At 69.6% G+C, this 23481-nt stretch carries 25 protein-coding genes and 1 riboswitch; of the genes, 16 read left to right on the top strand and 9 right to left on the bottom strand.

Features of this window, described 5'->3' with window-relative positions; all coding sequences use genetic code 11:
• The first annotated feature begins 1 nt into the window (after position 1).
• Positions 2–1861, top strand: coding sequence for a DNA polymerase III subunit gamma/tau (locus KF910_RS05815; protein ID WP_292259554.1), 1860 nt, complete (start codon positions 2–4; stop codon positions 1859–1861).
• Positions 1862–1943: 82 nt separating this feature from the next.
• Entirely contained in the window at positions 1944–2603 is a 660-nt protein-coding gene (locus tag KF910_RS05810; protein WP_292259552.1) for a hypothetical protein, read from the top strand.
• A gap of 8 nt (positions 2604–2611) precedes the next feature.
• Here the strand turns inward: KF910_RS05810 and KF910_RS05805 are convergent, their stop codons facing one another.
• Positions 2612–3226: a malonic semialdehyde reductase gene (locus KF910_RS05805; RefSeq protein ID WP_292259550.1), complete on the bottom strand. Its 615-nt coding sequence runs from the start codon at positions 3224–3226 to the stop codon at positions 2612–2614.
• Positions 3227–3363: 137 nt separating this feature from the next.
• Between KF910_RS05805 and KF910_RS05800 the strand changes: the two genes are divergently transcribed.
• Positions 3364–3693 (top strand): YbaB/EbfC family nucleoid-associated protein, encoded by a 330-nt coding sequence (locus KF910_RS05800; protein ID WP_292259549.1) that lies wholly within the window; start codon positions 3364–3366, stop codon positions 3691–3693.
• A 3-nt stretch (positions 3694–3696) separates the two neighbouring features.
• Complete coding sequence (recR, locus tag KF910_RS05795) at positions 3697–4299, top strand: recombination mediator RecR (protein WP_292259547.1); 603 nt, start codon at positions 3697–3699, stop codon at positions 4297–4299.
• On the opposite strand, the gene KF910_RS05790 is transcribed toward recR, so the two are convergent.
• Positions 4296–4490 (bottom strand): DUF1289 domain-containing protein, encoded by a 195-nt coding sequence (locus KF910_RS05790; protein WP_416354686.1) that lies wholly within the window; start codon positions 4488–4490, stop codon positions 4296–4298. The genes recR and KF910_RS05790 overlap by 4 nt on opposite strands.
• 161 nt (positions 4491–4651) lie before the next feature.
• On the opposite strand from KF910_RS05790, the gene KF910_RS05785 reads away from it, so the two are divergent.
• On the top strand, positions 4652–4801 hold the full coding sequence (locus KF910_RS05785) for a hypothetical protein (RefSeq protein WP_292259546.1): 150 nt from the start codon (positions 4652–4654) through the stop codon (positions 4799–4801).
• A gap of 58 nt (positions 4802–4859) precedes the next feature.
• Here KF910_RS05785 and KF910_RS05780 read toward each other — a convergent pair whose 3' ends face one another.
• Together KF910_RS05780 and KF910_RS05775 are read right to left on the bottom strand one after the other, a co-directional pair.
• On the bottom strand, positions 4860–5984 hold the full coding sequence (locus tag KF910_RS05780) for a serine hydrolase domain-containing protein (protein ID WP_292259544.1): 1125 nt from the start codon (positions 5982–5984) through the stop codon (positions 4860–4862).
• Positions 5981–7216, bottom strand: a complete 1236-nt coding sequence (locus KF910_RS05775) for an NAD(P)/FAD-dependent oxidoreductase (RefSeq protein WP_292259542.1) — start codon at positions 7214–7216, stop codon at positions 5981–5983. The genes KF910_RS05780 and KF910_RS05775 overlap by 4 nt, the downstream gene beginning before the upstream one ends.
• Positions 7217–7317: 101 nt before the next feature.
• Between KF910_RS05775 and KF910_RS05770 the strand changes: the two genes are divergently transcribed.
• From KF910_RS05770 to KF910_RS05740, 7 genes are all read left to right on the top strand, one after another.
• On the top strand, positions 7318–8037 hold the full coding sequence (locus tag KF910_RS05770) for a heme ABC transporter permease (RefSeq protein WP_292259540.1): 720 nt from the start codon (positions 7318–7320) through the stop codon (positions 8035–8037).
• 4 nt (positions 8038–8041) lie between these two features.
• The gene (ccmD, locus tag KF910_RS05765) at positions 8042–8194 is read left to right on the top strand and encodes a heme exporter protein CcmD (protein WP_292259538.1); all 153 of its coding nucleotides are present in this window, start codon (positions 8042–8044) and stop codon (positions 8192–8194) included.
• Positions 8191–8751 (top strand): DsbE family thiol:disulfide interchange protein, encoded by a 561-nt coding sequence (locus KF910_RS05760; RefSeq protein WP_292259536.1) that lies wholly within the window; start codon positions 8191–8193, stop codon positions 8749–8751. Before ccmD ends, KF910_RS05760 begins: the two co-directional genes overlap by 4 nt.
• Before the next feature lie 35 nt (positions 8752–8786).
• A complete protein-coding gene (locus KF910_RS05755) occupies positions 8787–9014 on the top strand; it encodes a hypothetical protein (protein ID WP_292259534.1) in 228 nt (75 codons plus the stop codon).
• A gap of 76 nt (positions 9015–9090) precedes the next feature.
• A complete protein-coding gene (gene metK, locus KF910_RS05750; RefSeq protein WP_292259532.1) occupies positions 9091–10287 on the top strand; it encodes a methionine adenosyltransferase in 1197 nt (398 codons plus the stop codon).
• Between the two features lie 1096 nt (positions 10288–11383).
• Entirely contained in the window at positions 11384–12061 is a 678-nt protein-coding gene (locus KF910_RS05745) for a DsbA family oxidoreductase (protein WP_292259530.1), read from the top strand.
• A gap of 192 nt (positions 12062–12253) precedes the next feature.
• Entirely contained in the window at positions 12254–13129 is an 876-nt protein-coding gene (locus KF910_RS05740; RefSeq protein WP_292259529.1) for a three-Cys-motif partner protein TcmP, read from the top strand.
• Here the strand turns inward: KF910_RS05740 and KF910_RS05735 are convergent.
• Together KF910_RS05735 and thiC are read right to left on the bottom strand one after the other, a co-directional pair.
• Complete coding sequence (locus tag KF910_RS05735; protein WP_292259527.1) at positions 13112–13861, bottom strand: DUF5131 family protein; 750 nt, start codon at positions 13859–13861, stop codon at positions 13112–13114. The two genes, KF910_RS05740 and KF910_RS05735, sit on opposite strands and share 18 nt — an antisense overlap.
• An 81-nt stretch (positions 13862–13942) precedes the next feature.
• On the bottom strand, positions 13943–15958 hold the full coding sequence (gene thiC, locus KF910_RS05730; protein WP_292259525.1) for a phosphomethylpyrimidine synthase ThiC: 2016 nt from the start codon (positions 15956–15958) through the stop codon (positions 13943–13945).
• Positions 15959–16013: 55 nt separating this feature from the next.
• Positions 16014–16123, bottom strand: a riboswitch (TPP riboswitch).
• Between the two features lie 56 nt (positions 16124–16179).
• On the opposite strand from thiC, the gene KF910_RS05725 reads away from it, so the two are divergent.
• Genes KF910_RS05725 through acs form a run of 4 tightly spaced genes read left to right on the top strand, consistent with a single transcriptional unit; the run spans position 16180 to position 20411 of the window.
• Complete coding sequence (locus KF910_RS05725; RefSeq protein WP_292259524.1) at positions 16180–16626, top strand: GNAT family N-acetyltransferase; 447 nt, start codon at positions 16180–16182, stop codon at positions 16624–16626.
• Positions 16604–17611, top strand: coding sequence for a nucleoside hydrolase (locus KF910_RS05720; protein ID WP_292259522.1), 1008 nt, complete (start codon positions 16604–16606; stop codon positions 17609–17611). Before KF910_RS05725 ends, KF910_RS05720 begins: the two co-directional genes overlap by 23 nt.
• Positions 17608–18462 carry a ribokinase gene (locus tag KF910_RS05715; protein WP_292259521.1) on the top strand — a complete coding sequence of 285 codons (855 nt, stop codon included), beginning with the start codon at positions 17608–17610 and terminating at the stop codon, positions 18460–18462. The genes KF910_RS05720 and KF910_RS05715 overlap by 4 nt, the downstream gene beginning before the upstream one ends.
• A complete protein-coding gene (acs, locus tag KF910_RS05710; RefSeq protein ID WP_292259519.1) occupies positions 18459–20411 on the top strand; it encodes an acetate--CoA ligase in 1953 nt (650 codons plus the stop codon). Before KF910_RS05715 ends, acs begins: the two co-directional genes overlap by 4 nt.
• Here acs and KF910_RS05705 read toward each other — a convergent pair.
• Genes KF910_RS05705 through KF910_RS05695 form a run of 3 tightly spaced genes read right to left on the bottom strand, consistent with a single transcriptional unit; the run spans position 20401 to position 23462 of the window.
• Entirely contained in the window at positions 20401–21258 is an 858-nt protein-coding gene (locus tag KF910_RS05705; protein WP_292259517.1) for a WcbI family polysaccharide biosynthesis putative acetyltransferase, read from the bottom strand. The two genes, acs and KF910_RS05705, sit on opposite strands and share 11 nt — an antisense overlap.
• Positions 21255–22304: a GSCFA domain-containing protein gene (locus tag KF910_RS05700; RefSeq protein ID WP_292259515.1), complete on the bottom strand. Its 1050-nt coding sequence runs from the start codon at positions 22302–22304 to the stop codon at positions 21255–21257. Before KF910_RS05700 ends, KF910_RS05705 begins: the two co-directional genes overlap by 4 nt.
• 15 nt (positions 22305–22319) lie before the next feature.
• Entirely contained in the window at positions 22320–23462 is a 1143-nt protein-coding gene (locus KF910_RS05695; RefSeq protein ID WP_292259513.1) for a zinc-dependent alcohol dehydrogenase family protein, read from the bottom strand.
• Between the last annotated feature and the right edge of the window lie 19 nt (positions 23463–23481).

Genomic DNA, 23481 nt, shown 5'->3' with positions numbered 1-23481 from the left:
CATGACCGACGTCGATCCGAGTCTCGATGGTCCTCCCTGGGAAGAGGATGACGCCCCCGTTCGGGACGAGAACACCGACGACATGTTCGGGGCGCCGCCCGAGGCGGAACCCACCGCCGTCGCCGAGCCTGAACCGGTCGCGAAACCCGCCAGGGTGAAGAAGGCGCCCGAGGCCGCGCCCGCGCCTGCGATGTCCGACGAGGCCTACACCGTCCTGGCCCGCAAATACCGGCCGCGGGCCTTCGAGGATCTGATCGGTCAGGAGGCGATGGTCCGCACCCTGACCAACGCCTTCGCCACCGGCCGCATCGCCCACGCCTTCATGCTGACCGGGGTGCGCGGGGTGGGCAAGACGACCACGGCCCGGCTTCTGGCCCGGGCCCTGAACAACGAGACGGACAGTATCGACAAACCGTCCCTGGCCCTGACCCCAGACGGCCGGCACGACGCCGCCATCATGGCCGGCCAACACATGGACGTGATGGAGATGGACGCGGCGTCCCACACCGGCGTCAGCGACATCCGCGACATCCTGGACAGCGTCCGCTACGCCCCGGTCGAGGCGCGCTACAAGGTCTATGTACTGGACGAAGTCCACATGCTGTCGACCCAGGCGTTCAACGCCCTGCTGAAGACCCTGGAAGAGCCGCCGCCCCACGCCAAATTCATCTTCGCCACCACCGAGATCCGCAAGGTGCCGGTGACCATCCTGTCGCGCTGCCAGCGGTTCGACCTGCGCCGCGTCGAGGCGGACGTCCTGTCCGAACACCTGGGCCGCATCGCCGAGCGCGAGGGCATGAAGGTCGAGCAGGAGGCCCTGGCCCTGATCGCACGGGCGGCCGAAGGTTCGGTGCGCGACGGCCTGTCGCTGCTGGACCAGGCCCTGGTCCAGGGAGAGCGGGGCGAGACGGTCAAGACCGACCTGGTGCGCGACATGCTGGGCCTGGCCGACCGCAGCCAGACCATCCAGCTGTTCGAATCCATCATGGCCGGCCGCACGCCCGAGGCGCTGGAGGCGTTCCGCACCCTTTACGGCTTCGGCGCCGATCCGGTTCAGGTGGTGGGCGACCTGCTGGAGCATTGCCACGCCGCCTCGGTGGCCAAGATGCTGGGTCCGCAGGCCACCCGCCTGCCCAATGACCAGGCCCAGAAGCTGGCGGCCCTGGGCGCCGCCATCCCGGCCGGAACCCTGTCGCGGGCCTGGTCCATGCTGCTGAAGGCCCTGGACGAGGTGCGGCGCGCGCCCAATCCCGCCGATGCGGTGGAGATGGCCATCGTGCGCCTGGCCTACGCCGCCGACCTGCCCGGGCCGGAAGAGGCGTTGAAGCGGCTGCATGCGGGCGAACCGATCACCGGCGGCCCAGGCGGCGGGTCCGCCCCGCGCGGCGGCGGCGGCGGCGCTTCGGCCCAGCTGGCGGCCCGCCCGGTCCCGGCCCCGGCCCTGCCCGACCCCCAGACCTTTGACGCCGTGGTCGCCCTGATCGGGGAAAAGCGCGAGATCAAGCTGCAGCTGGACGTCCAGCAGCATGTGAAGCTGGTCAGCTTCAAGCCCGGCGCCATCGTCTATGAAAGCGGGCCGAACGCCCCGGCCGATCTGGCGCGGCGCCTGGCCGGGCGGCTGAAGGACTGGACCGGCAAGACCTGGCTGATCGCCGCCAACGGCCAGGGCGGGGGCGAGACCCTGATCGAACAGGAGCGCCGCGGCCGCGCCCAGGAGCGGGCCGAGGTAGCCGAGGACCCCTTCGTCAAGGCGGTGCTGGAGGCCTTCCCCGGCGCCAAGGTCGGCGAGATCAAGACCCTGGCGGCCCCGCTGGAACTGCCGACCATCCCGGACGAGGCCGAGGCGGCGGACGAGGACTGACGAAACCTGTCACCCGCGCCCGGGCCCCTCGGGTTTCGGGCGAAACCATGTTCAGATACCCCCGCTCATCGAGGGGGATTTCATGCGACCTTCCAATTTCGCCCGCGCCCTGGCCGCTGGCTGCGTCCTCGGCCTTGCTGGCGCCGTTGTCCCGGCCTCGGCCCAGGATGGCGACCTGCGCGACCAGGTTTCCGAGATCGCGGCCCAGGTCCAGGCCCGCCTGCTGCCCCTGGCCCAGGCCCTGGACGTTTCCCTGCCCGATGTGCGCGAACAGATGGCCCCCCTGATCCGCGCCGCCGTCCCGGCCGAGGAGCCGGACGCCGAAAACTGGGCCTTCGACATGAATTTCGAAGTGACCATCTCGGTCACCGACAGCGGCGAGGCGCCGGCCGATAACCGCGAAACGGTCTTCAACGACGCCCAGGCCTGCATGGTCCGCTATCCCGAGGGCGGCCCGGTGGTGCATTTCCGGCGCATCCGGCAGGAGGGGCTGCGCGGACACCAGTGCGTCCTGGCCGGTTTCGACGGCGACCAGGCCGTCCTGACCTCCCACACCTATGTCGAGGGGCCGGACCGGCACATGAACGCCCTTTATGTCGCCACCGCCGAGGTCGAGGACGACCCTGCCGCCCTTCTGGCCCTGGTCGATCCGGTGGTCGAAACGAACATCACCCTGGCCTCGGCCATCGCCGACCTGGGCGTCGCCGCCTTGCCCACCGCGCGGGTGCGCAAGACGGACTGATTTCGCCCCTAGAGGATCCGCGCCGCCTCGTCGAAGCTCAGGCGGGGCGAGCGGGGGAACAGGTTCTCGTCCGTGCCGTAGCCCAGGTTGACGATGAAGTTCGGCTCGACCGCGTTGTCGGCGAAGAATTCGCGCTTCACCCCCTCGGGGTCGAAGCCGGACATGGGGCCCACATCCAGACCCAGGGCCCGCGCCGCGATCAGGAAATAACCGCCCTGGAGCGAGCCGTTGCGGAAGGCCGCCTCGCGCCGTCCCGCCGGATCGGCGAACCAGTCGCGCGCGCCCGGCGCATGCGGGAACAGCACCGGCAGGGTGTCGTGGAAGTCCAGATCATGGCCGATGATGACATTGACCGGCGCCTGAAGGGTCTTGGCCCGGTTGCCCTCGCTCATCAGGGGCGCCAGCCGCGCCTTGGCCTCGGGCGAGGTGACGAAGACGAACCGCGCCGGGGTGGCGTTGACCGCCGTCGGCCCGAATTTGGTCAGGTCGTAGAGCCGGCGCAGCAGGGCCTCCGGCACCGGCCGGTCCGACCAGGCGTTGCGCGTCCGCGCCTCTGTGAACAGCTGGGCCAGGGCGGCGTCCGACAGGGCCTGGTCGCGGGCCTCAAGAGCGTCAAAGGGCATGAGAGCAATTCCAAAACTGTAACAGGTGCGGATTTATTTATGGGCCGTCGCAGGCCGTGCAAGAGGCGCCGGCGGCAAAATCTCCATCGGGTCGCCGGGGGCTGTCGCCGCCCGCCGGAACCCCCTATCTAGAGGCCATGAAGGACCTCGGCGCACTGATGCAGCAGGCCCAGGCGATGCAGCAGCGGCTGCAGGACGCCCAGGCGCGAATGGCGGATTCCACGGCGGAGGGCACGTCGGGCGGCGGCCTGGTGACCATCGCCTTGAAGGGCCCCGGCGAGATCACGGCGGTGCGGATCGACGACAGCCTGATGGTTCCGGGCGAGGCCGACATCCTGGCCGACCTGATCCAGGCCGCCCACGCCGACGCCAAGCGTCGCCTGGACGAGATCAACAACGTCCTGATGCGCGAAGCCGCCGGCCCGATGGCGGGGATGAACATCCCCGGCATGCCCAAGCTGTTCTGACGCGTGGCCGCCTCCGCCGGACCCGAGATCGAGCGGCTGATCGGCCTGCTGTCGAAACTGCCGGGCCTGGGCCCGCGGTCGGCGCGGCGCGCGGCCCTGGCCCTGCTGAAACGGCGTGAACAGTTGCTGGAGCCTCTGGCCGCGTCTCTGGCGGAAACGGCGGCCAAGGTGCGGTCCTGCTCCGTCTGCGGCGCGCCCGACACGCGCGATCCGTGCTCCATCTGTTCCGACAAGGCCCGTGACGGCGGCCTGATCTGCGTGGTCGAGGAGGCCGGCGCCCTGTGGGCCATGGAGCGGTCGGGCGCCTTTCGTGGCAAATATCATGTGCTGGGCGGCCTGCTGTCGGCCCTGGACGGGGTCGGGCCGGACGCCCTGCGCGTGGCCGAACTGGTTCAGAGGGCCGGCGATGGCCGCACGCGCGAAGTGGTCCTGGCCCTGCCCGCCACGGTCGATGGCCAGACCACCGCCCATTATCTGGCCGAGCGCCTGGCCGGGTCGGGGGTCGAGGTGACCAGCCTGGCGCGCGGCGTGCCGGTGGGCGGCGAACTGGACTGGCTGGACGACGGCACCATCGTCCAGGCCCTGAGGGCCCGCCGCCCGGCCTAACCGTTCAGACGCCCCTCGCGGTCCGGCAGTTCGGCCATGATCGCGGCGCGTTCCGCCTCCGTCATCCGCGTCCAGTCCGCGATCTCGGACAGGGTCCGCCAGCAGCCCAGGCAATGGCCCGAGGCGCCGTCGACGACGCACACCTTGACGCAGGGCGTGGCGATGGCGCGGGGCGGAGAGCTCGGGCTCAAGATGACGGCCTTGCGAAATACGATCCGATGCCGGACCAAAAAACTTGAAATTCCGGCATCACGATGCTATCTTCACCGTGACGCGAAACGACTATGAGGGTGAGACCCCCGAACAGCACGACGCGTCTCTTTTCATTCGATTGCGAAAGGAGACGCCAAGAATGAACGACAAGGAGCGCAACCTCCAGCACGCCATGATGTCCTTCGCCCTGTGGGGCGGGATGCTGGTGAACACCAAACAGGCGAACGCCGGCCGGGTGGTCAGCCACCCCTCGAACTTCGTCCCCATCGACGTCAAGAAGCGCCGCTGAAGGCGGCTGCCGAGACGATCAAGACCCCGGCCCAACGGCCGGGGTTTTTGCTTTGCGGTCACACGGCGGCGTAGAGCGCCTGGATCAGCCTGAGCGCCCGCGGGTCGCCGACCAGGTGCGGCGACTGGCGGGTCATAACATAGGCGGCCGAAATCCCGGCCGCCGGATCGGCGAAGGCGCACGATCCGCCCCAGCCGCAATGGCCCAGGGCCGCCGGGTTGGGCCCGAAGATGTCCAGGCCCGCGTTCATCGTCCAGCCGGCGGCCCAGCCCATGACGAAGGGCAGGACCCGGTCCTGGCCATGGATGCGTTCGCGCCGCGCGGCGTCCAGCGTGGCCTGGGACAGCACGGGCCGCCCCTCGAACATCCCCTCGTTCAGCACCGCCAGGATGCGCGCCAGGTCGCGCGCCGTCCCGTGCAGATTGGCCGAAGGGATTTCCGCCATCCGCCATTCGGCCGAGCCGCGCCCGCCCGGCGCCGAGCCCCGGTCAAGGAAGGCCGCCCGCTTGATCGCGTCGATCGGTCCCAGGTCGGGGGCCGAGGCGGGCTTGCGCAACTGGGCCACCCGGCCGTGCTCGGCCTCGGGCAGGCCGATCCACAGGTCCAGGCCGGGAAAGTCCTGGCGCAGGGCCGTTCCCATGGTCCGGCCATCGACGATGCGGAAAAGCTCGCCCGCCAGATAGCCGATGGTGATCGGGTGATAGCCGCTGGCCGTTCCCGGCGGCCACATCGGCGCCTGGGCGCACAGGGCGTCCAGCACCGCCTGACGGTCGAACCAGATGGTCGGCTCCACCTGGGTCGAGAATCCCGGCAGGCCCGACTGGTGCGACATCATCTGGCCCACCGTGACTTGGTCCTTGCCGGCCTGGCCGAAGGCGGGCCAGTAGCGGGCGACCGGGGCGTCATAGTCCAGGAGGCCGCGCTCCACCGCCGTGGCGATCAGCAGGCTCATCACCGCCTTGCCGGTCGAGAAGACCGGAACCAGGGTGTCCTCGGTGAAGGGCCGCGACCCGGCGGTGTCCGCATGGCCGGCCCACAGGTCCAGCACCGTCTCGCCGCCGATGCAGACGCTGAACCGCGCGGCCAGTTCGTCCAGCCCCTCGGGCGCATCGGTGAAGTTGGCGGCGAAGGCGTCGCGGACGCCGGCGAAACGGTCGGGGCACAGGCCGTGGATGTCGATCATCTGGTGGCTCTACCCTCTTGGACCAGCCAGTCCAATGCGCCGGCCGCCGCCACGACGCCCGAGGCGAACGACGCCTGTAGCAGATAGCCGCCGGTCGGCGCTTCCCAGTCCAGCATCTCTCCGGCCACGAAGACGCCGGGCAAAGCTTTCAGCATCAGCCGTCCGTCGACCTGATCCAGCGCCACGCCACCGGCCGAGGAGATGGCCCGGTCCAGCCCCTGGACGCCGGTCAGGGTCAGGCGCACCGCCTTGATCCGACGGGCCAGCTTGTCGGGGCCTTGCGGAACCTCGCCCGGTATCTCGCGCAGCAGGGCGAGGGCGGCGGGTGACAGTCCGCCGGCCTTCCTCAGCCAGTTGGCGACGCTGTCCCTGCCGCGCGGCCGGGTCAGGCGCTCGGTCAGGGCCTCCAGGGACACGTCGGGCCGCAGGTCCAGGCTCAGAATTGCGGACCCGTCGCGCATCACGGCCTGACGCAGGTCCGCCGACAGGGCGTACACCGCCCCACCCTCGACGCCATAGCGGGTCAGCATCATCTCGCCGCGCACCGTGCAGCCGGCGTGGCTCAGGGCGATGCTCTTCACCGGCTGGCCCGCGAACCGTCCGATCAGGACCGGCGACCAGGCGACGTCGAACCCGACATTGGACGGGGCGAAGGGCGTCACCGCCACGCCGCGCGCCGCCAGCCAGGGCCGCCAGCCGCCGTCCGACCCCAGACGAGGCCAGCTGGCGCCGCCCAGGGCCAGGACCGTCGCATCGGGCCGTTCGACCTGCTCGCCCTCAGGCGTCGAAAAGGTCAGGGCGCCCTCGCGCCAGCCGGTCCAGCGACTGCGGGTCAGGATTCGCACCCCCAGCGCCTCCAGCCGCCCCAGCCAGGCCCGCAGCAGGGGCGAGGCCTTCATGGCCTGGGGGAAGACCCGACCCGACGAGCCGACGAAGGTTTCGGCCCCCAGGTCGTCGGCCCAGGCCCTGAGGTCCGCCGCCGTGAAGGCCGCCAGCCAGTCGCCGACCACCGCCTGCGCCGGGCCGTAGCGGGCGACGAACCGCTCCGGCGGCTCCGAATGGGTCAGGTTCAGCCCGCCGCGTCCGGCCATCAGGAATTTTCGCGCCGGCGAGGGCATGGCCTCGCGCACCGTCACGCGGGCGCCGCCCAGGGCCAGCCGTTCGGCCGCCATCAGGCCCGCCGGGCCGGCGCCGACGACGGTGACATGCAAGGGCGTGGCGGGGGCGGTCATCCGTCTTCCTTGCGGGCGTCGCCCGACCAGGGCAAGCGCCGCGCGCCGGATGCTGCGATCACCGCTTTCGACCCGGCGCGAAAATGGTCTAGACAGCGGCCATGTTCGGCTTGGCCAATCCCCAGCGCTTCATGCGCTTCACCCGCCCCCTGGCGCCGGTGCTGTGGATCGCGGCCGCCGCCCTGGTCGCGGTGGGGACCTGGCTGGCCTTCACCGCACCCGAGGATTACCAGCAGGGCGATACGGTGCGGATCATGTTCGTCCACGCCCCGGCCGCGACCCTGGGCCTGGCCGCCTATGCGGCGCTGGGCGTCGCCAGCCTGTTCGCCCTGATCTGGCGCCATCCCCTGGCCGACGCCGCCGCCCGCGCGGCCGCCCTGCCGGGCGCCGCCTTCACCCTTCTGGCCCTGGTCACCGGCGCCCTGTGGGGCCAGCCCATGTGGGGGACCTGGTGGGTCTGGGACGCGCGCCTGACCAGCGTCCTGGTCCTGTTCCTCTTCTACCTGGGCTATATGGCCCTGCGCGCCTCGATTGACGACGAGCAGAAGGCCGGGCGCGCCGCCGCCGTCCTGGCCCTGGTCGGCCTGATCAACCTGCCGATCGTCAAATTCTCGGTGGACTGGTGGAACACCCTGCACCAGCCCGCCTCGCTGCTGCGGGCCGAGGGGACCAGCCTGGACCCGGCCTATCTGACCCCTCTGCTGACCATGATGGCCGCCTATGGGGTGCTGTTCCTGGCCGTTTGGGTCACCGCCATCCGCACCGAGGTGAACCGGCGGCGGGTGCTGGCCCTGCGCGCCCGCGCCGTGATGGAGGCCTGAGCCGATGCCGGATCTCGACATGGGCCGATACGCCGCTTTCGTCTGGCCCGCCTGGGGCGTCAGCGCCCTGGTCCTGGGGGCCGTGTCCGCCCGCACCCTGATCATCGCCCGGCGCTGGTCGCGGGCGCTGACGGCCGCCGAGGAGAGCGAGGCGTGAAGCGTTGGCTGGCCTATGTTCCGCCGGTCGTCCTGCTGGCCCTGGTCGTCCTGTTCGCCGGCTGGTCGCTGAAGCGCGACCCGACCGTGCGGCCCGACGCCCGCGTCGGCAAGCCGATCCCCGAGACCCTGCTGCCGATGCTGGACGGCGACGCCGCCGGGCCGGGCCGGGTCGACCTGAAGACCGCCGGGGTCGGCAAGCCGATGATCGTCAATGTCTTCGCCAGCTGGTGCGCCCCCTGCCGGGCCGAGCACCCCCAGCTGATGCGGCTGCAGGCGCAGGGGGTGTCGATCGTTGGCGTGGCCTACAAGGACGATCCGGTCGCCACCCGCGCCTTTCTGGACGAACTGGGCGACCCCTTCCGCCTGGTCCTGGTCGACGCCGAGGGGCGGGCCGGGCTGGACCTGGGGGTGTCGGGCGTACCCGAGACCTTCGCCGTGGACGCCTATGGGACGGTGGTGGCCAAGGCCGCCGGGCCCCTGATCGACCCGGCCGAGGCGGATCGCCTGGCCGCCGCCCTGGCGGTCCCGTCGCGCCACGCCCACCTCTCGCATTAAGACTTTCTGAACCACGCCCGTTAACCCTGCCGGCCATGACCGCCGTGCGCCCCGACCTGCCGTCCGCCCCGATGCCCGCCGCCCCGGCGCCGGCGGCGACGCGCGCGGCCCAGGCCGCCTTCTTCCGCGCCGCCCTGGGACAGGTGGCCCCGCCCCAGACTCCGTCCGCCGCGTCTGCCCCTGCCCCCGCCGCCGGCGCCGGCGCGGCCCCGGAGCCCCGCCGCGAGGGTCGCCCCGGCGCCCTGCTGGACATCCGCGTCTGAGCGGACCGGCGCTCTCTTGAAGATATAAGCATATCTTTATATGTCTGGCGGCCTTCCCGCCCCAAGGAGCCGCCCCTTGTCCCGCACCGCCTTCCACTTCACCTCCGAGAGCGTCTCCGAAGGCCACCCGGACAAGGTCGCCGACCAGATTTCCGACGCCGTGGTCGACTTCTTCCTGGCCCGCGATCCCGAGGCGCGGGTGGCGTGCGAGACCCTGACCACCACCAACCGCGTCGTCCTGGCCGGCGAGATCCGCGGCAAGGGGGTGTGGAACAGCCAGACCGACGACTGGGAGCCGGGCGTGGCCGACCAGATCGAGGCCCTGGCCCGCCGCGTGGTGCGCGACATCGGCTATCAGCAGGACGGCTTCCACTGGGAGACGTTCGACTTCGCCAACCATCTGCATGGCCAGTCGGCCGACATCGCCGTCGGCGTCGACGCCACCGAGACCAAGGACGAGGGCGCGGGCGACCAGGGCATCATGTTCGGCTACGCCAGCAACGAAACGCCCGAACTGATGCCGGCCACCCTGGCCTACAGCCACGAGATCCTGAAGCGTCTGGCCGCCCTGCGTCACGACGGCGGCACGATCCTGGAACCGGACGCCAAGAGCCAGGTCACCCTGTTCTATCAGGACGGCAAGCCGGTGCGCGCAACCTCCATCGTCGTCTCGACCCAGCACGCCGCCGGCAAGACCCAGGCCGAGGTCGCCGCCGTGGTCAGGCCGGTGGTCGAAGCCGTGCTGCCCGCCGGCTTCATCACCAATGAGACGGTCTGGCACATCAATCCGACGGGCGTGTTCGAGATCGGCGGCCCGGATGGCGACACCGGCCTGACCGGGCGCAAGATCATCGTCGACACCTATGGCGGGGCGGCCCCGCACGGCGGCGGCGCGTTCAGCGGCAAGGACCCGACCAAGGTGGACCGTTCGGCCGCCTATGCCGCCCGCTACCTGGCCAAGAACGTGGTCGCCGCGGGCCTGGCCGACCGCTGCACCATCCAGCTCAGCTACGCCATCGGCGTGGCCCAGCCCCAGTCGGTCCACGTCGACCTGCATGGCACGGGCAAGATCGACGAGGCGGTGCTGGAACGCGAACTGCCCGCCCTGATCGGCGGCGCCACCCCGCGCGCCATCCGCGAACACCTGGGTCTGAACAAGCCGATCTACGAGCGCACCGCCGCCTATGGCCATTTCGGCCGCACGCCCGAGGCGGACGGCGGCTTCTCGTGGGAGAAGACCGACCTGGTCGATCGTCTGAAGGCCCTGGCCTGAAGTCCGCCGCCCGGTAAGCCTCTCCGTTGCCCCATCGCCCTTCTCCCCTCGGGGGAGAAGGTGTCATGCAGCGCATGACGGATGAGGGGGCTGGATCTGCGCGATGGTCGTCGGACGATGGGGATGGGTCGGGCTGCCCCCTCATCCGAGCGGCTCCGCCGCCCACCTTCTCCCGCAAGGGGAGAAGGCTTGTTGTTTGCCCTATGCTCGCGACGCAGTCGCTCGCGGCTTGAGGGCGGAATTGGCTCCGCCTTCGCCAGCGGATGCTTGCGAAGTTCGGGAAGGCGGCGGAGCGTCGGGCCTTCGCCCGGCTGGGATGTATGAGTGCCGTGTTCGGCGAGAGGTCTGACGCTCCGCACGGAGGGTTTCCACGAGCTCGGGGCGGGCGCCGATCTTTTCGGCTACTCCCGGAGGCCCGCGGCGGGCGGGCCGGGCCAACGACCCGGTCCCGGAACGGCCAGAGTAACCCCCTCGGCCCTCCCTCTCCCCGAAACCAGCGTCTGAATACGCTCTGGGCTCCGGGTCGCAGGCAGCCGTGTTCGCACACAGCGCCCCGCTTCCTCCGCTCCCGCCGCCGCGAAGTCGCTGGCCGCGCGGCCTCCCCATGCGACGGGACCAGGGGAGTATAGGGCCGGGGCGAACTGAGGCGTGTGGAAGAGAATTAGCGGCGGGATTTGCGAGCGAGATCAGCGGATTAAGTCCGCTGTCGCGCGCAGTTGGCGTTCCTGACCCCTCTCCCGTTGGGAGAGGGCTTGAGGCCCGCAGAGCAAAGCCGATGCGCATAGCCGAAAGGGTGAGGGGTTACGGCGCCCGACGGGCGAGAGCGAAACCCCTCACCCTTTCACGCAAGTCCACTCGCCCTGACGGGCTCTTGGGCGTTCAAGCCCTCTCCCCATGGGAGAGGGTGAGTATGTGTATGGCCGAGGGTCGGAGCCTGGGGCCGGCCCCCTCAACCGCTTCAGGCTACGCGCTGCTCTTCGGGTCGCGGTTCCCCTCCCCCGAAGGGGGAGGATTTGGAGCGTCGGATCTGGTCGCCGGCCCCTCCCGCCCGACGCGGCCGGCGCCCATATGTGGGAGACACACTCGGAGCCCGCCCATGAGCCGCACACTGCACATCGATTTCGTCTCGGACGTGGTCTGTCCGTGGTGCGTGGTGGGTCTGGGCGGTCTTCAGACGGCGCTGGAGCGGCTGAAGGGTGAAGGGATCGAGGCCGAGATCGCCTTCCGCCCGTTTGAACTGAACCCCGACATGCCGCCGGAGGGCGAGACCATCGTCGAACACATCGGTCGCAAATACGGCGCGACGCCGGAACAGTCGGCCGCCAACCGAGAAATGATCCGCGCCCGGGCGGCGGAGGTTGGCTTCGACATGCGGATGGGACCGGACAGCCGCATCTGGAACACCTTCGACGCCCACCGCCTGCTGCACTGGGCAGGCGAGACGGCGCCCGAAAAAGGAACGAAGAATGGGCAGGCCGCCCTGAAGACCGCCCTGTTCCGCGCCCACTTCACCGACAATCGCAACCTGACCGACGCGGGGGTGCTGACCGCCGCCGCCGAAACCGCCGGCCTGAACCGCGCCGAGGCCGCCGAGGTCCTGGCCAGCGGCCGCTACGCCCAGGCGGTGCGCGAGGAAGAGGCCCTGTGGCGCGCGCGGGGGATCAACAGCGTTCCGGCGGTGGTGGTGGAGGGCAAATACCTGATCAGCGGCGGCCAGCCGACGGCGGTGTTTGAAGAGGCGCTCAGGAAGATCGCGACCGAAAACCCCGCTTGATCGTCATCCTCCGGAAAGCCGCCCAGCAGCGCTGGCCGGGGATGATGAAGGAGAGGTCTAGCGCAGGAAGCCATTGATGAAGGTGGCCTTCCCAGCCCTGTTTAGCCCGGCGAGGAGGACGAGGATCGGTGCAGGCATTGCACATCTCAGCGTTGTGAGGCTGACTACGATACTACGGCGAGGGGGAAGCTATTGTCAGAAATCGGTGAGCATGAGTTTGGCAGCCTGTCGACAAGCCTCAAGCTTTCGATGGTTCAGGGATACCTGAAGTCCTACGCCACGTTGATGCGGCCCAGGGGTTTCAAGCTTTGGTACATTGATGCCTTCGCGGGAACTGGCGAGATAACCAAACGCATCGCCGCCGAGGACACCCTAGTCGGCCGCATCCCCGAGACAATCGATCGTCGAAATGGGTCGGCCCAGATTGCGATCGATATTTCTCCTCCGTTCGACCGCCTGATTTTCATGGAGCAAAAGCCCAAGCATGTCGCCGCACTTGAAACGCTGAAGGCAAAACATCCCGAGCGGGACATTACGGTTCACAGAGGCGATGCGAACGAGCTTCTGAAGCTCGCCCAAGGCTGGCCCGGGTGGAAATCCACGCGGGCAGTAGTCTTTCTAGATCCCTATGGTCTTCAGGTGGATTGGGCGACGCTCGAAGCTATCGCGCAAACGAAGGCGATGGACATTTGGTATCTTGTTTCGTTGTCGGGGCTCTACCGCCAAGCGACGAAAGACCCGTCCGATCTATGCGAGGTGAAACGAGCTTCGCTGACACGTTTCCTCGGCACAAACGCCTGGGAGCAGGCGTGGTACAATTCCAAAATCCAACCAAACTTGTTTGGAGAGGAATCAATCGAGACTAAAAGGACAGGTGATCTCAGAGTGCTGGAAGATTTCGTTTCTGAGCGCTTCAGAACGATCTTCCCAAGGGTTGCGGGACCCAAAAGGCTTTACAACGATCAGGGCTCTCCGATGTTTTCACTGTTTTTCCTCATGGCGAACCCAAGTGACGCTGCCTGGAAAGCTGCAAAACCTATAGTCGAGCACTTACTGAAGGCTGGGTAGTTCGTCCCATGTCTGCCCGCGGTATGTTCGCCCCGCTGCCTTCTTGTTCTTTCCACCCCACTGTTTGAAGAAAAACGCGGTTTCCGCACCAAGGCAGGCGAGCCGAATTTCATCGACCCACAACTTCTCCATAGGGCGCGACCTCGGACCGGACTCGCCGCCGACAATCGCCCAGTGAATGCCGGTCAAATCCGCGCCTTTGACCGAGCCAATCAACGGTTCGAAAGAGACGAAGCGGACAACTGCCGGGGTCGCCCTCAGGTCATCGAGGCGCGGCAGCACGGCAGCATCTTCCACGCTTGTGCCGAGCCAAACATGCTCCAGTTTGGGCAGGCCAAGCGAAGTCAGCACCTCCCGCATGCGGTCCGGCCGTTTTGTCAGGATTTGGTAGGTGTGGCGCGGCGTCCTTTCCATAACAGACCACACTCGCGCGATGAAATCTGGCGGCACGTCCGTGTGGAACAGGTCCGACATGGAGTTCACGAAAATCTTGCGAGGCTTTTTCCACTTGAGGGGAATGTCCAGCGAGGCCTCGTCCAATCGAATCTTTCCCGTCCAGACGTAGCGTTGCCCGCTCTTGCGGGTCAGGCCCTCATATTTGGGAACGCCCATCGCTTCGAGCCGGGCGGCCATGCGCATGGCGTAGCAGTTCGTGCATCCGGGAGAGATGACTAGACAGCCCGCGACCGGATTCCAGGTCGCGTCCGTCCATTCGATACTGGTCTCGGCCATGAGAACAAACCATGAACTGATTGCACTTGAATCGCAACCATCGCTGAATCTTGGTTAACCGACTGACTCCAGCCGGTGTCGTCACACCTTCACCTCCACCACCCCGCCCCCGGCGCGGAACTTGGCCGACATCTCCGCCATCCCGGCCTCCGCCAGGCGGGCCCCCGCATCATTCTGCCCGCGCGCCGCATCCCGGATGTCCTGGCTGATCTTCATGCTGCAGAATTTCGGGCCGCACATGGAGCAGAAGTGGGCGGTCTTGTGGGCTTCCTTGGGCAGGGTCTCGTCGTGGTATTGCCGCGCCGTTTCGGGGTCTAGGCCCAGGTTGAACTGGTCTTCCCAGCGGAACTCGAACCGGGCGCGGCTCAGGGCGTCGTCGTGCAGGCGGGCGGCGGGGTGGCCCTTGGCCAGGTCGGCGGCGTGGGCGGCGATCTTGTAGGTGATGACGCCGTCCTTGACGTCCTGACGGTCGGGCAGGCCCAGGTGTTCCTTGGGCGTGACGTAGCAGAGCATGGCCGTGCCGAACCAGCCGATCATGGCCGCGCCGATGGCGCTGGTGATGTGGTCGTAGCCGGGGGCGATGTCGGTCGTCAGGGGGCCGAGGGTGTAGAAGGGCGCCTCGTGGCAGTGTTTCAGCTGCTCATCCATATTGGCCTTGATCTTGTGCATCGGCACGTGGCCGGGGCCTTCGATCATCACCTGGCAGCCGTGGTCCCAGGCGATCTTGGTCAGCTCGCCCAGGGTGCGCAGCTCGGCGAACTGGGCCTCGTCGTTGGCGTCGGCGATGGAGCCGGGGCGCAGGCCGTCGCCCAGCGAGAACGACACATCATAGGCGCGCAGGATCTCGCAGATCTCGTCGAAGCGTTCGTAGAGGAAGCTCTCCTTGTGGTGGGCCAGGCACCATTTGGCCATGATGGAGCCGCCGCGCGAGACGATGCCGGTGACGCGGTTGGCCGTCAGGGGCACGAAGGGCAGGCGGACGCCGGCGTGGATGGTGAAATAGTCCACCCCCTGTTCCGCCTGTTCGATCAAGGTGTCGGCGAAGATGTCGAAGGTCAGGTCTTCGGCCACGCCGCCCACCTTCTCCAGCGCCTGATAGATGGGCACGGTGCCGATGGGGACCGAGCTGTTGCGGATGATCCAGTCGCGGATGTTGTGGATGTTGCGGCCGGTCGACAGGTCCATGACGTTGTCGGCGCCCCAGCGGGTGGCCCAGACCAGTTTGTCGACCTCGTCGTCCACGGACGACAGGACGGCCGAGTTGCCGATGTTGGCGTTGATCTTCACCAGGAAGTTGCGGCCGATGATCATCGGCTCGACCTCGGGGTGGTTGATGTTCTGGGGGATGATGGCGCGGCCTCGGGCGATCTCGTCGCGGACGAATTCGGGGGTGACGAAGTCGGGGATGCAGGCGCCGAAGCTTTCGCCGTCTCTCAGTGGCGAGTGGTGAGTGGCGAGTGGCGAGTTCGATGTGGCGAGCGGCACAGTGGAGCCGTCGGCCAGAGTGATAGTCCGGGCGTCTTCCCTCGCCACTCGCCACTCACCACTCGCCACTTGCTCGCGCCTCATGTTCTCGCGGATGGCGACGAACTCCATCTCGGGGGTGATGACGCCGGCGCGGGCGTATTCCAGCTGGGTCACCGGGCGGCCGGGCACGCCCTTGAACACCTTGTGGCGGCTGGTGTCGAAGCGCGGGGCCAGGTGTTTGCCCGACGCATGCCCGTTGTCCTCGGGCTTGACCTCGCGCGGGTTCGCCACCGGGGCGATGTCGCCGCGATCCAGCCGCCAGGAGGACATGACGCGCGGCAGGCCACGGGTGATGTCGATGCGGGCGTCGGGGTCGGTATAGGGGCCGGAGCTGTCATACATGGTCACCGGCGGCTCGTTGGCGGATGGGTGAACGGCCACCTCGCGGAAGGGCACGCGGATGTCGGGGTGCAGTTCGCCCGCCACATAGACCTTGCGCCCGCCCTCGCGCGGGCCGGTCGGGATGCGGCCATGCTTCTCTGCGACGGCCTTGCGGGCCTCGGCCAGCGGCAGGGTCGAGGATTCCGGCTCGGCGACCGGCGGGGTGTCGGGAGTGACGTGGACGTTCATGGCGGCCTCTTCGCAAAAAAGAGGGACCGCCGGCGCGGTGTGAGGGCCCCGCGCGAGGCGAGGCCGTGTCTCTTCCCTTCGCCGGCATGACCCGGATCAGGTTCGACCGGTCAAGGGAGAGACCCTTATCTCAGCGGCTCGATTGCCGCCCCCGGGAGAACGGCGCCAAGGTGGGCGAGGCGCGAGGGCGCGTCAAGCGCGGCGGAAGGAAGGCGCGGGCCATGGAGACGACGACCCGACCCTATGAACCGGCGGACCGGGAGGCCTGTCTGGCCCTGTTCGACGGCAATACGCCGCGCTTCTTCGATGCGTCGGAGCGGGCGGAATACGACGCCTTCCTGCGGGCGCTGGAGACGCCCTATTCGGTGATCGAGCAAGGGGGGCGAATCGTGGCCTGCGGCGGCCATGCGGTGGAGGCGGACGGGACGACGGCGGTCCTGTGCTGGGGCATGGTGGACCGGGGGCTGCAGGGGACCAGCCTGGGCCGGCGGCTGACGCAGGCGCGGCTGGCGGCGGCGCGGGCGACGCCGGGGGTGACGGCGGTTCGGCTGAGCACCAGCCAGCATACGGAGGGCTTCTATCGCCGGTTCGGCTTCCGCACCCTGAAGGTCGCGCAAGACGGGTTCGCCCCCGGCATCCACAGCCATGAGATGCGGCTGGACCTGTGAAGGGCGGCTTGCGGCGGGCGGCGGGGCGGGCCAAAGCTGGGGCGTGACGAAACAGGCCCTGATCATCGACTGCGACCCCGGCGTGGACGACGCCGTGGGATTGATGCTGGCGCTGAACGCGCTCGAGCTGGAGATCCTGGCCATAACGGCCGTGGGCGGGAATGTGCCGGTGAGCGCGACCAGCCGCAACGCGCGGATGCTGGCCCAGGTGGCGGGGCGCGAGGACATAGCGGTCTTCGCCGGGGCCGACCGGCCGCTGGTGCGGGAGCCGGCCGGGGCGGGCGAGTTCCATGGCGCCGAGGGTCTGGGCGACCAGGCGCCGTTCGAGCCGGCGGCTCCCCTGGCCGCCGGGCACGCCGCCGAGGCGATCATCGAGATCGTGAGGACGCGGCCGGAGAAAGCCGTGGCCCTGGCGGTCATGGGGCCGATGACCAACCTGGCCCTGGCCCTGAGGAAGGAGCCGGGGCTGGCGCGGCGTCTGGGGCCGGTGTCGGTGATGGGCGGGGCGCGGGCCGAGGGCGGCAACATCACCGCCTCGGCCGAGTTCAACATCTGGGCCGACCCGGACGCGGCGGCCGAGGTTCTGGCGTCCGACTGCGAGGTGGTGATGTTCGGCCTGGACGCGACCCACCAGGTGCGGGCCACCGACGACCGGATCGCGGCCATCGAGGCGATCGACAGCGACAGCGCCCGCTGGGCCGCCGCGATGATGCGGTTCTCGCAGCGGGTGGAGAAGACCATCGTCGGCTGGGACGCCCCGCCGGTGCATGACCCCTGCACGGTCGCCTGGCTGATGCGGCCCGAGCTGTTCACGCTGAGGCCCTGCGAGATCCGGGTGGAGACGGCGTCGGACCTGACGCGGGGCCATACGGCGGTGGAGTTCCGAGCGCCGCCGAACCGGGCGCGGCACAGGTGGGCCGTCAGGGCGGACGGCCAGGGCGTGTTCGACCTGATCGCCGAGACCCTGAGAAAGGCCGCGGCATGACGGCGATCACCGTGGCGGGTTCGATCAACCTGGACTTCGTGGCGACGGGGCCTGCCCTGCCCGCGCCGGGAGAGACGGTGACGGGGGCGACCCTGGCGCGGCATCCCGGCGGCAAGGGGGCGAACCAGGCCCTGGCGGCGCAGAGACTGGGTGGGAACGTGTGCCTGATCGGCCGGGTCGGGCGCGACGCCCTGGCGGAGGAGGCGCTGGCCCTGCTGCTGGAGGCGGACGTGGACGTCGGCGCCGTGGCGGCGGATGACATGCTGTCGACCGGGGTGGCCCTGATCGCCGTCGATCCGCAGGGCGAGAACCAGATCGTGGTGGCGGCCGGCGCCAACCATGCGGTGCGGCCCGAACACCTGCCGCAACGGATCGAGACGCCGCTGATCGTGCAGCTGGAACTGCCCATCGAGACGGTGGAGGCGGCGGTGGGCCGGGCCGTCGGCTTCGTCTGCGCCAATCTGGCGCCCGCGGCGCCGGTGTCGGAAATGCTGCTGAGGCGGGCCGACCTGATCGTGGTCAATGAGACCGAGGCGGCCTTCTATGGCGACGCCCTGCATCACGGCGGCGGGCGGGTGGTCGTGACCAAGGGGGCGAAGGGCGCGGCCCTGTATCAGCGCGGGGTCGAACAGGCCTGGGCCACGCCGCCGCAGGTGACGGCCGTGGACGCCACCGGGGCCGGAGACTGTTTCGTCGGCGCCATCACCGTGGCCCTGCTGGAAGGCATGGCGCCGGACGAGGCCCTGAGGTTCGCCTGCGCGGCGGGGGCCCTGGCGGCGACACGGGCGGGGGCGCAGACGTCGATGCCGAGCCGCGACGACGTCGACCAAATCTTGAGGAGCGGAACATGAGCCATCATCCCGAGCGGCTGGTCTATCCGGTCGATCCCCAGGTCGCGGCGCGGGCCCATATGGATCGGGCGGCCTATGAGGCGGCGCGCGTGGCGGCGCGCCAGGACCCGGACGGATTCTGGGCCGAGCAGGCGCGGCGGCTGGACTGGATCAAGGCGCCGACCGAGATCAAGGACGTGTCCTTCCACGCCGAGGACTTCCGCATCCGCTGGTTCGGGGACGGGGTGCTGAACGCCAGCGTGGAATGCGTGGATCGGCATCTGGCGACGCGCCGGGACGAGACGGCGATCCTCTGGGAGGGCGATGATCCGTCGGACTCCAGGGCGATCACCTATGGCGAACTGCACGCCGCCGTCTGCCGCATGGCCAATGTGCTGAAGGCCCATGGGGTCCGCCGGGGCGACCGGGTGACCCTGTATCTGCCCATGACCCCCGAGGCGGCCTACGCCATGCTGGCCTGCGCGCGGATCGGGGCGGTGCATTCGGTGGTGTTCGGCGGTTTTTCGCCCGACAGCCTGGCCGGACGGATCGAGGACTGCGGATCCAAGGTGGTCATCACCGCCGACGAGGGGCTGCGCGGCGGCCGGACCGTGCCGCTGAAGGCCAATGTCGATGCGGCGCTGAAGAAGGTGTCGGGCGTGACCTCGGTGCTGGTGGTCAAACGCACCGGGGCGGACGTGCCGATGGATGCCGATCGGGACTTCGACTACGCCCTGGAGGCCGCGCGGGTCGGCGCGGACTGTCCGCCCGAACCGATGGGGGCGGAGGACCCGCTGTTCATCCTTTACACCTCCGGCTCGACCGGGAAGCCCAAGGGGGTGCTGCACACCACCGGGGGATACCTGTTCTGGGCCGCCTGGACCCACGAGATCGTGTTCGACCACCGGCCGGGCGAGGTCTTCTGGTGCACGGCCGACGTGGGCTGGGTGACGGGCCACTCCTATGTGGTCTATGGGCCGCTGGCCAACGGCGGGACGACCCTGATGTTCGAGGGCGTGCCCAACTATCCGGACGTCAGCCGCTTCTGGCGGGTGGTGGACAAGCACAAGGTCGATGTCTTCTACACGGCGCCCACGGCCCTGCGGGCCCTGATGCGCGAAGGCGACGCGCCGGTGAAGGCCGCCAGCCGCAAATCCCTGCGCCTGCTGGGCACGGTGGGCGAGCCGATCAATCCCGAGGCCTGGCGCTGGTATCACGCGGTGGTGGGCGAAGGGCGGCTGCCGGTGGTGGACACCTGGTGGCAGACCGAGACGGGGGGTGTCCTGGTCTCGCCCCTGCCGGGCGCGACGGACCTGAAGCCGGGATCGGCGACCAAGCCCCTGCCGGGGGTCGAGCTGGAGATCGTGGACGCCGATGGGGCGACCCTGACCGGCGCCGTTTCGGGCAATCTGTGCATCACCGACAGCTGGCCGGGGCAGATGCGGTCGGTCTATGGCGACCCCCAGCGGTTCTTCGACACCTATTTCAGCACCTATCCGGGCAAGTATTTCACCGGCGACGGCTGCCGCCGCGACGAGGACGGAGACTACTGGATCACCGGCCGGGTGGACGATGTGATCAATGTCTCGGGCCACCGGATGGGGACAGCCGAGATCGAGAGCGCCCTGGTGCTGCACGACGCGGTGGCCGAGGCGGCGGTGGTCGGCTTTCCCCATGACATCAAGGGCCAGGGCATCTACGCCTATGTGACGCTGAACGCCGGGGTCGAGCCGACCGAGGCCTTGCGCTCCGAACTGATCAAGCATGTGCGGGCCGAGATCGGGCCCATCGCCGCGCCGGACGTGGTGCAGTGGGCGCCCGGCCTGCCCAAGACCCGGTCGGGCAAGATCATGCGGCGGATATTGAGGAAGATCGCCGAGAACGAGCTGGGATCGCTGGGGGACACCAGCACCCTGGCCGATCCGGCGGTGGTGGACGACCTGGTGCGGAACCGGGCGGTCAGCGGATAAGGCGTTCGCGGATGAAGGCGCGGGCGCGGGCGACGGCGGGGGTCGTCTCGGCATAGTCGAAGGGGCCGCGCGCATCACGGTCGCGGTCCAGGGCGGCGTATTCGGCCGCGACCAGGGCGGCCAGGTCGAGCGCGGCCGCCGACAGGTCCAGCCGGCGCGCGATCTCGGGATAGACGGGCCAGATGGCCGAGGCCGCCAGGGTGTCGGGCGGCGGCGTCGGCCGGGCGACGCGCGCCAGGCCCAGCCGGTCCAGCGCCTGTTCGGCCACCGGCGCCAGGGCATGGATGGTCGGATGGTTGACGGTGTGCATGAAGACGCCAGGCGGCGTCACCAACGAACCGAGGTCGAACCCCAGCCGTCCGGCGCGATCCAGCAGCCGGGCCGCAGCGCTGTCGAAGGCGTCGAAATAGCCCAGGGCGGCGTAGGCGAAGGCGTTGAACAGCCCAAGGGCGCGGGCGGGGGCCAGCCCTTCCTGCCAAGCGGCGCAGGCCAGGGCCGAATGATAGGGACCCATGGCGCCATCGATCGGGGCGTCGTCGCGGAGCACATAGACGCAGTCGGGGTGCAGGCCGTCGAAACTGATGACCGGCCACAGCAGGCCCCCGTCGCCAACCGCGTCGCGCGCGCCGTGGACCAGGGCGGTCAGCGCGGGCTGGGTCTCGCCCATGTTCTGGATCAGCACCCGGTCGCAGGCCGCCAGTTCTGCGACCACGCCGGCCACGACCGCCGGGTCGCGAAAGTCGAAGCGATTGACGATGTGGACGCACGTCTCGATCCCCGGCGAACCGGCCTGAAGCCAGGCGCCCAGTCCCGCCGCCTGGCAATTGCCCAGGACGCCGATCCTCACCGGTCCAGGGTCTCTTCGTCGCAGATGACGTCGGCCAGGGCGGCCTGTTCGGCCGCGCGGTCGGCAGATGGGCGGGGCGCGACGGCGGGGCGCAGGGGCGCGGGCGCGGCGAGGGCGTCCGGGTCCAGATAATGGCGGGCGAAGATCGACATGACCTGGGCCACCCCCTCGGGCCGGACCGAGCGAAGGTCCGGCTCCAGATAGCGCCAGCCGTTGTGCGGGCCGGTGATGATCTCATAGCTGGGGAAGTAGCCGACGCCCTCGTGGGCGGCCGCGACCATCTCTGCGGCCACGCGCAGGACCGACTTGCTGTAGGTGGTGGCGGTCAGGACGTGGCGGTCGGTGATGGTCGCCACCAGAGGCACGGGCGAGACGGTCAGCAGGACCTTCAGGTCGGGCCGCAGCAGGCGGGCGTCGGCGATCAGGGCGTTCAGGTCATCGACGATCTCGGCCACGGTGAAGTTGTGGGGACGATAGGGGCCGTCGTCGTCCGGCCCGCCCGAGACGCCGGGCGCCAGGGGGAAGACGGCGCCGTCGACGGTCGAGACCCAGCCTTCGGTCAGGCCCAGGGTGAAGACCAGGACGTCCGCCTGGTCGAACATGTCACGCACCGCCGCCAGGTGACGGTCGCGGTCGGCGATCAGGGCTTCAGCCGTCGGAAAACCGTCGGGTTCGACCTGGGGGCGGAAGGGGTCGACCCAGGCCTCGCCGCGGCGCCAGGCGGTGTCGTGCGGCTGGAACAGGCCGAAGGCGCGCTGGAACAGCTGGCGGAACTGGCGGGCGGTGTAGAGGTTGCCGAACCGGGCGGGGTAGACGCCGTACTGGCGATCCTGCGGCCCCGGCTCGGTGACCAGATAGTTGAAGCCCCGCGCCTGGATGGCGCGCGAGATATGCTGGGCGAAACAGCTGCCGGCGGTGACGACGCGCTCGTGGGGGCCAATGCGGAAGCCGGCGGCCGCGACGGGATCGACATCCTCGGGCGCCGGTCGGGCGACCGAACGGGACCAGAAGGCGCGGTCGGGCTGGGACTGATAGGGGTTCGGCATGGGACGGCGACGAAACTAGAACTCGACCACCAGCCGCACAACCTCGCCGTCGGCCAGGCGGTCGAAGCCGGCGTTGATGTCGTCCAGGGCGATGCGGCCGCTCATCAGGCGATCGACGGGCAGGCGGCCCTGGCGGAACAGATCGACGTAGCGGGGGATGTCGCGGCTGGGCACGCAGGTCCCGATGTAGGAGCCTTTCAGGGTCCGTTCCTCGGCGACCAGGGAGACGATGTTGACGGCCAGGGCCGCCTCGGGCGGGGGCAGGCCGGCGGTGACGGTGGTTCCGCCGCGACGGGTCATTCTCCAGGCGCTGTCCAGGGCGCGAGCCGAGCCGGCCATCTCGAAGGCGAAGTCCGCCCCGCCGGCGGTCAGGGCGCGGACCTGGTCGACGACGTCGGGGTCGGCGGCGTTGACGGTCAGGACCGGTCCCAGGCCGCGGGCCAGGGCCAGCTTGTCCTCGCTGAGATCGACCGCGACGACCGGCGCGGCGCCGGAGGCCAGGGCGCCCAGGACGCTGGCCAGGCCAACGCCGCCCAGGCCGATCACCACGACCGACTGACCCGCGCGCACCGCGGCGGTGTTGACCACCGCCCCCACCCCCGTCAGGACCGCGCAGCCAAACAGGGCGGCGTGGGCGAAATCCAATTCGGGATCGATCCTGACCACCGACCGCCGCGAGACCACGGCGCGGCCGGCGAAGGCCGAACAGCCCAGGTGATGGTTCAGCGTCTGACCCCCGGCGTCGGTGAGGCGACGGCCGCCGGTCAGCAGCCGCCCTTCCCCATTGGCCGCGGCGCCGGGTTCACACAGGGCCGGGCGGCCGCCGGCGCAGGGGCCGCAGTGGCCGCACGAGGGCATGAAGACCATGACGACGTGATCGCCGATCCGCAGGTCGTCGACGCCGGGGCCCACCGCCTCGACCACCCCGGCCGCTTCGTGGCCCAGGGCCATGGGCAGGGGTCGGGGCCGGTCGCCGTTGATGACCGACAGGTCCGAATGGCACAGGCCCGCGGCCCTGACGCCGACCAGGACCTCGCCGGGGCCGGGCGGGTCCAGGGTCACGGCTTCGATCGCCAGGGGCCGGCTGTCGGCATAGGGCCGGGCGGCGCCCATGGCGCGAAGCACGGCGGCCCGGGTCTGGATACTGGCGGCGGTCATGGGCGCAGGCTAATCCGTT

This window comes from Brevundimonas sp., assembly GCF_019636155.1.
Lineage (GTDB): Bacteria > Pseudomonadota > Alphaproteobacteria > Caulobacterales > Caulobacteraceae > Brevundimonas.
Note: the sequence above shows the minus strand (reverse complement) of the source record. Positions and strands in the feature narration are given on the sequence as shown.

Excerpts from the sequence above, each read along its gene's own strand:
- KF910_RS05815 (WP_292259554.1), top strand. The coding sequence starts at position 2 with ATGACCGACGTCGATCCGAGTCTCGATGGTCCTCCCTGGGAAGAGGAT.
- KF910_RS05810 (WP_292259552.1), top strand. The coding sequence starts at position 1,944 with ATGCGACCTTCCAATTTCGCCCGCGCCCTGGCCGCTGGCTGCGTCCTC.
- KF910_RS05805 (WP_292259550.1), bottom strand. The coding sequence starts at position 3,226 with ATGCCCTTTGACGCTCTTGAGGCCCGCGACCAGGCCCTGTCGGACGCC.
- KF910_RS05800 (WP_292259549.1), top strand. The coding sequence starts at position 3,364 with ATGAAGGACCTCGGCGCACTGATGCAGCAGGCCCAGGCGATGCAGCAG.
- KF910_RS05785 (WP_292259546.1), top strand. The coding sequence starts at position 4,652 with ATGAACGACAAGGAGCGCAACCTCCAGCACGCCATGATGTCCTTCGCC.
- KF910_RS05780 (WP_292259544.1), bottom strand. The coding sequence starts at position 5,984 with ATGATCGACATCCACGGCCTGTGCCCCGACCGTTTCGCCGGCGTCCGC.
- KF910_RS05775 (WP_292259542.1), bottom strand. The coding sequence starts at position 7,216 with ATGACCGCCCCCGCCACGCCCTTGCATGTCACCGTCGTCGGCGCCGGC.
- KF910_RS05770 (WP_292259540.1), top strand. The coding sequence starts at position 7,318 with ATGTTCGGCTTGGCCAATCCCCAGCGCTTCATGCGCTTCACCCGCCCC.
- ccmD (WP_292259538.1), top strand. The coding sequence starts at position 8,042 with ATGCCGGATCTCGACATGGGCCGATACGCCGCTTTCGTCTGGCCCGCC.
- KF910_RS05755 (WP_292259534.1), top strand. The coding sequence starts at position 8,787 with ATGACCGCCGTGCGCCCCGACCTGCCGTCCGCCCCGATGCCCGCCGCC.
- KF910_RS05745 (WP_292259530.1), top strand. The coding sequence starts at position 11,384 with ATGAGCCGCACACTGCACATCGATTTCGTCTCGGACGTGGTCTGTCCG.
- KF910_RS05735 (WP_292259527.1), bottom strand. The coding sequence starts at position 13,861 with ATGGCCGAGACCAGTATCGAATGGACGGACGCGACCTGGAATCCGGTC.
- thiC (WP_292259525.1), bottom strand. The coding sequence starts at position 15,958 with ATGAACGTCCACGTCACTCCCGACACCCCGCCGGTCGCCGAGCCGGAA.
- KF910_RS05725 (WP_292259524.1), top strand. The coding sequence starts at position 16,180 with ATGGAGACGACGACCCGACCCTATGAACCGGCGGACCGGGAGGCCTGT.
- KF910_RS05720 (WP_292259522.1), top strand. The coding sequence starts at position 16,604 with ATGAGATGCGGCTGGACCTGTGAAGGGCGGCTTGCGGCGGGCGGCGGG.
- KF910_RS05715 (WP_292259521.1), top strand. The coding sequence starts at position 17,608 with ATGACGGCGATCACCGTGGCGGGTTCGATCAACCTGGACTTCGTGGCG.
- acs (WP_292259519.1), top strand. The coding sequence starts at position 18,459 with ATGAGCCATCATCCCGAGCGGCTGGTCTATCCGGTCGATCCCCAGGTC.
- KF910_RS05700 (WP_292259515.1), bottom strand. The coding sequence starts at position 22,304 with ATGCCGAACCCCTATCAGTCCCAGCCCGACCGCGCCTTCTGGTCCCGT.
- KF910_RS05695 (WP_292259513.1), bottom strand. The coding sequence starts at position 23,462 with ATGACCGCCGCCAGTATCCAGACCCGGGCCGCCGTGCTTCGCGCCATG.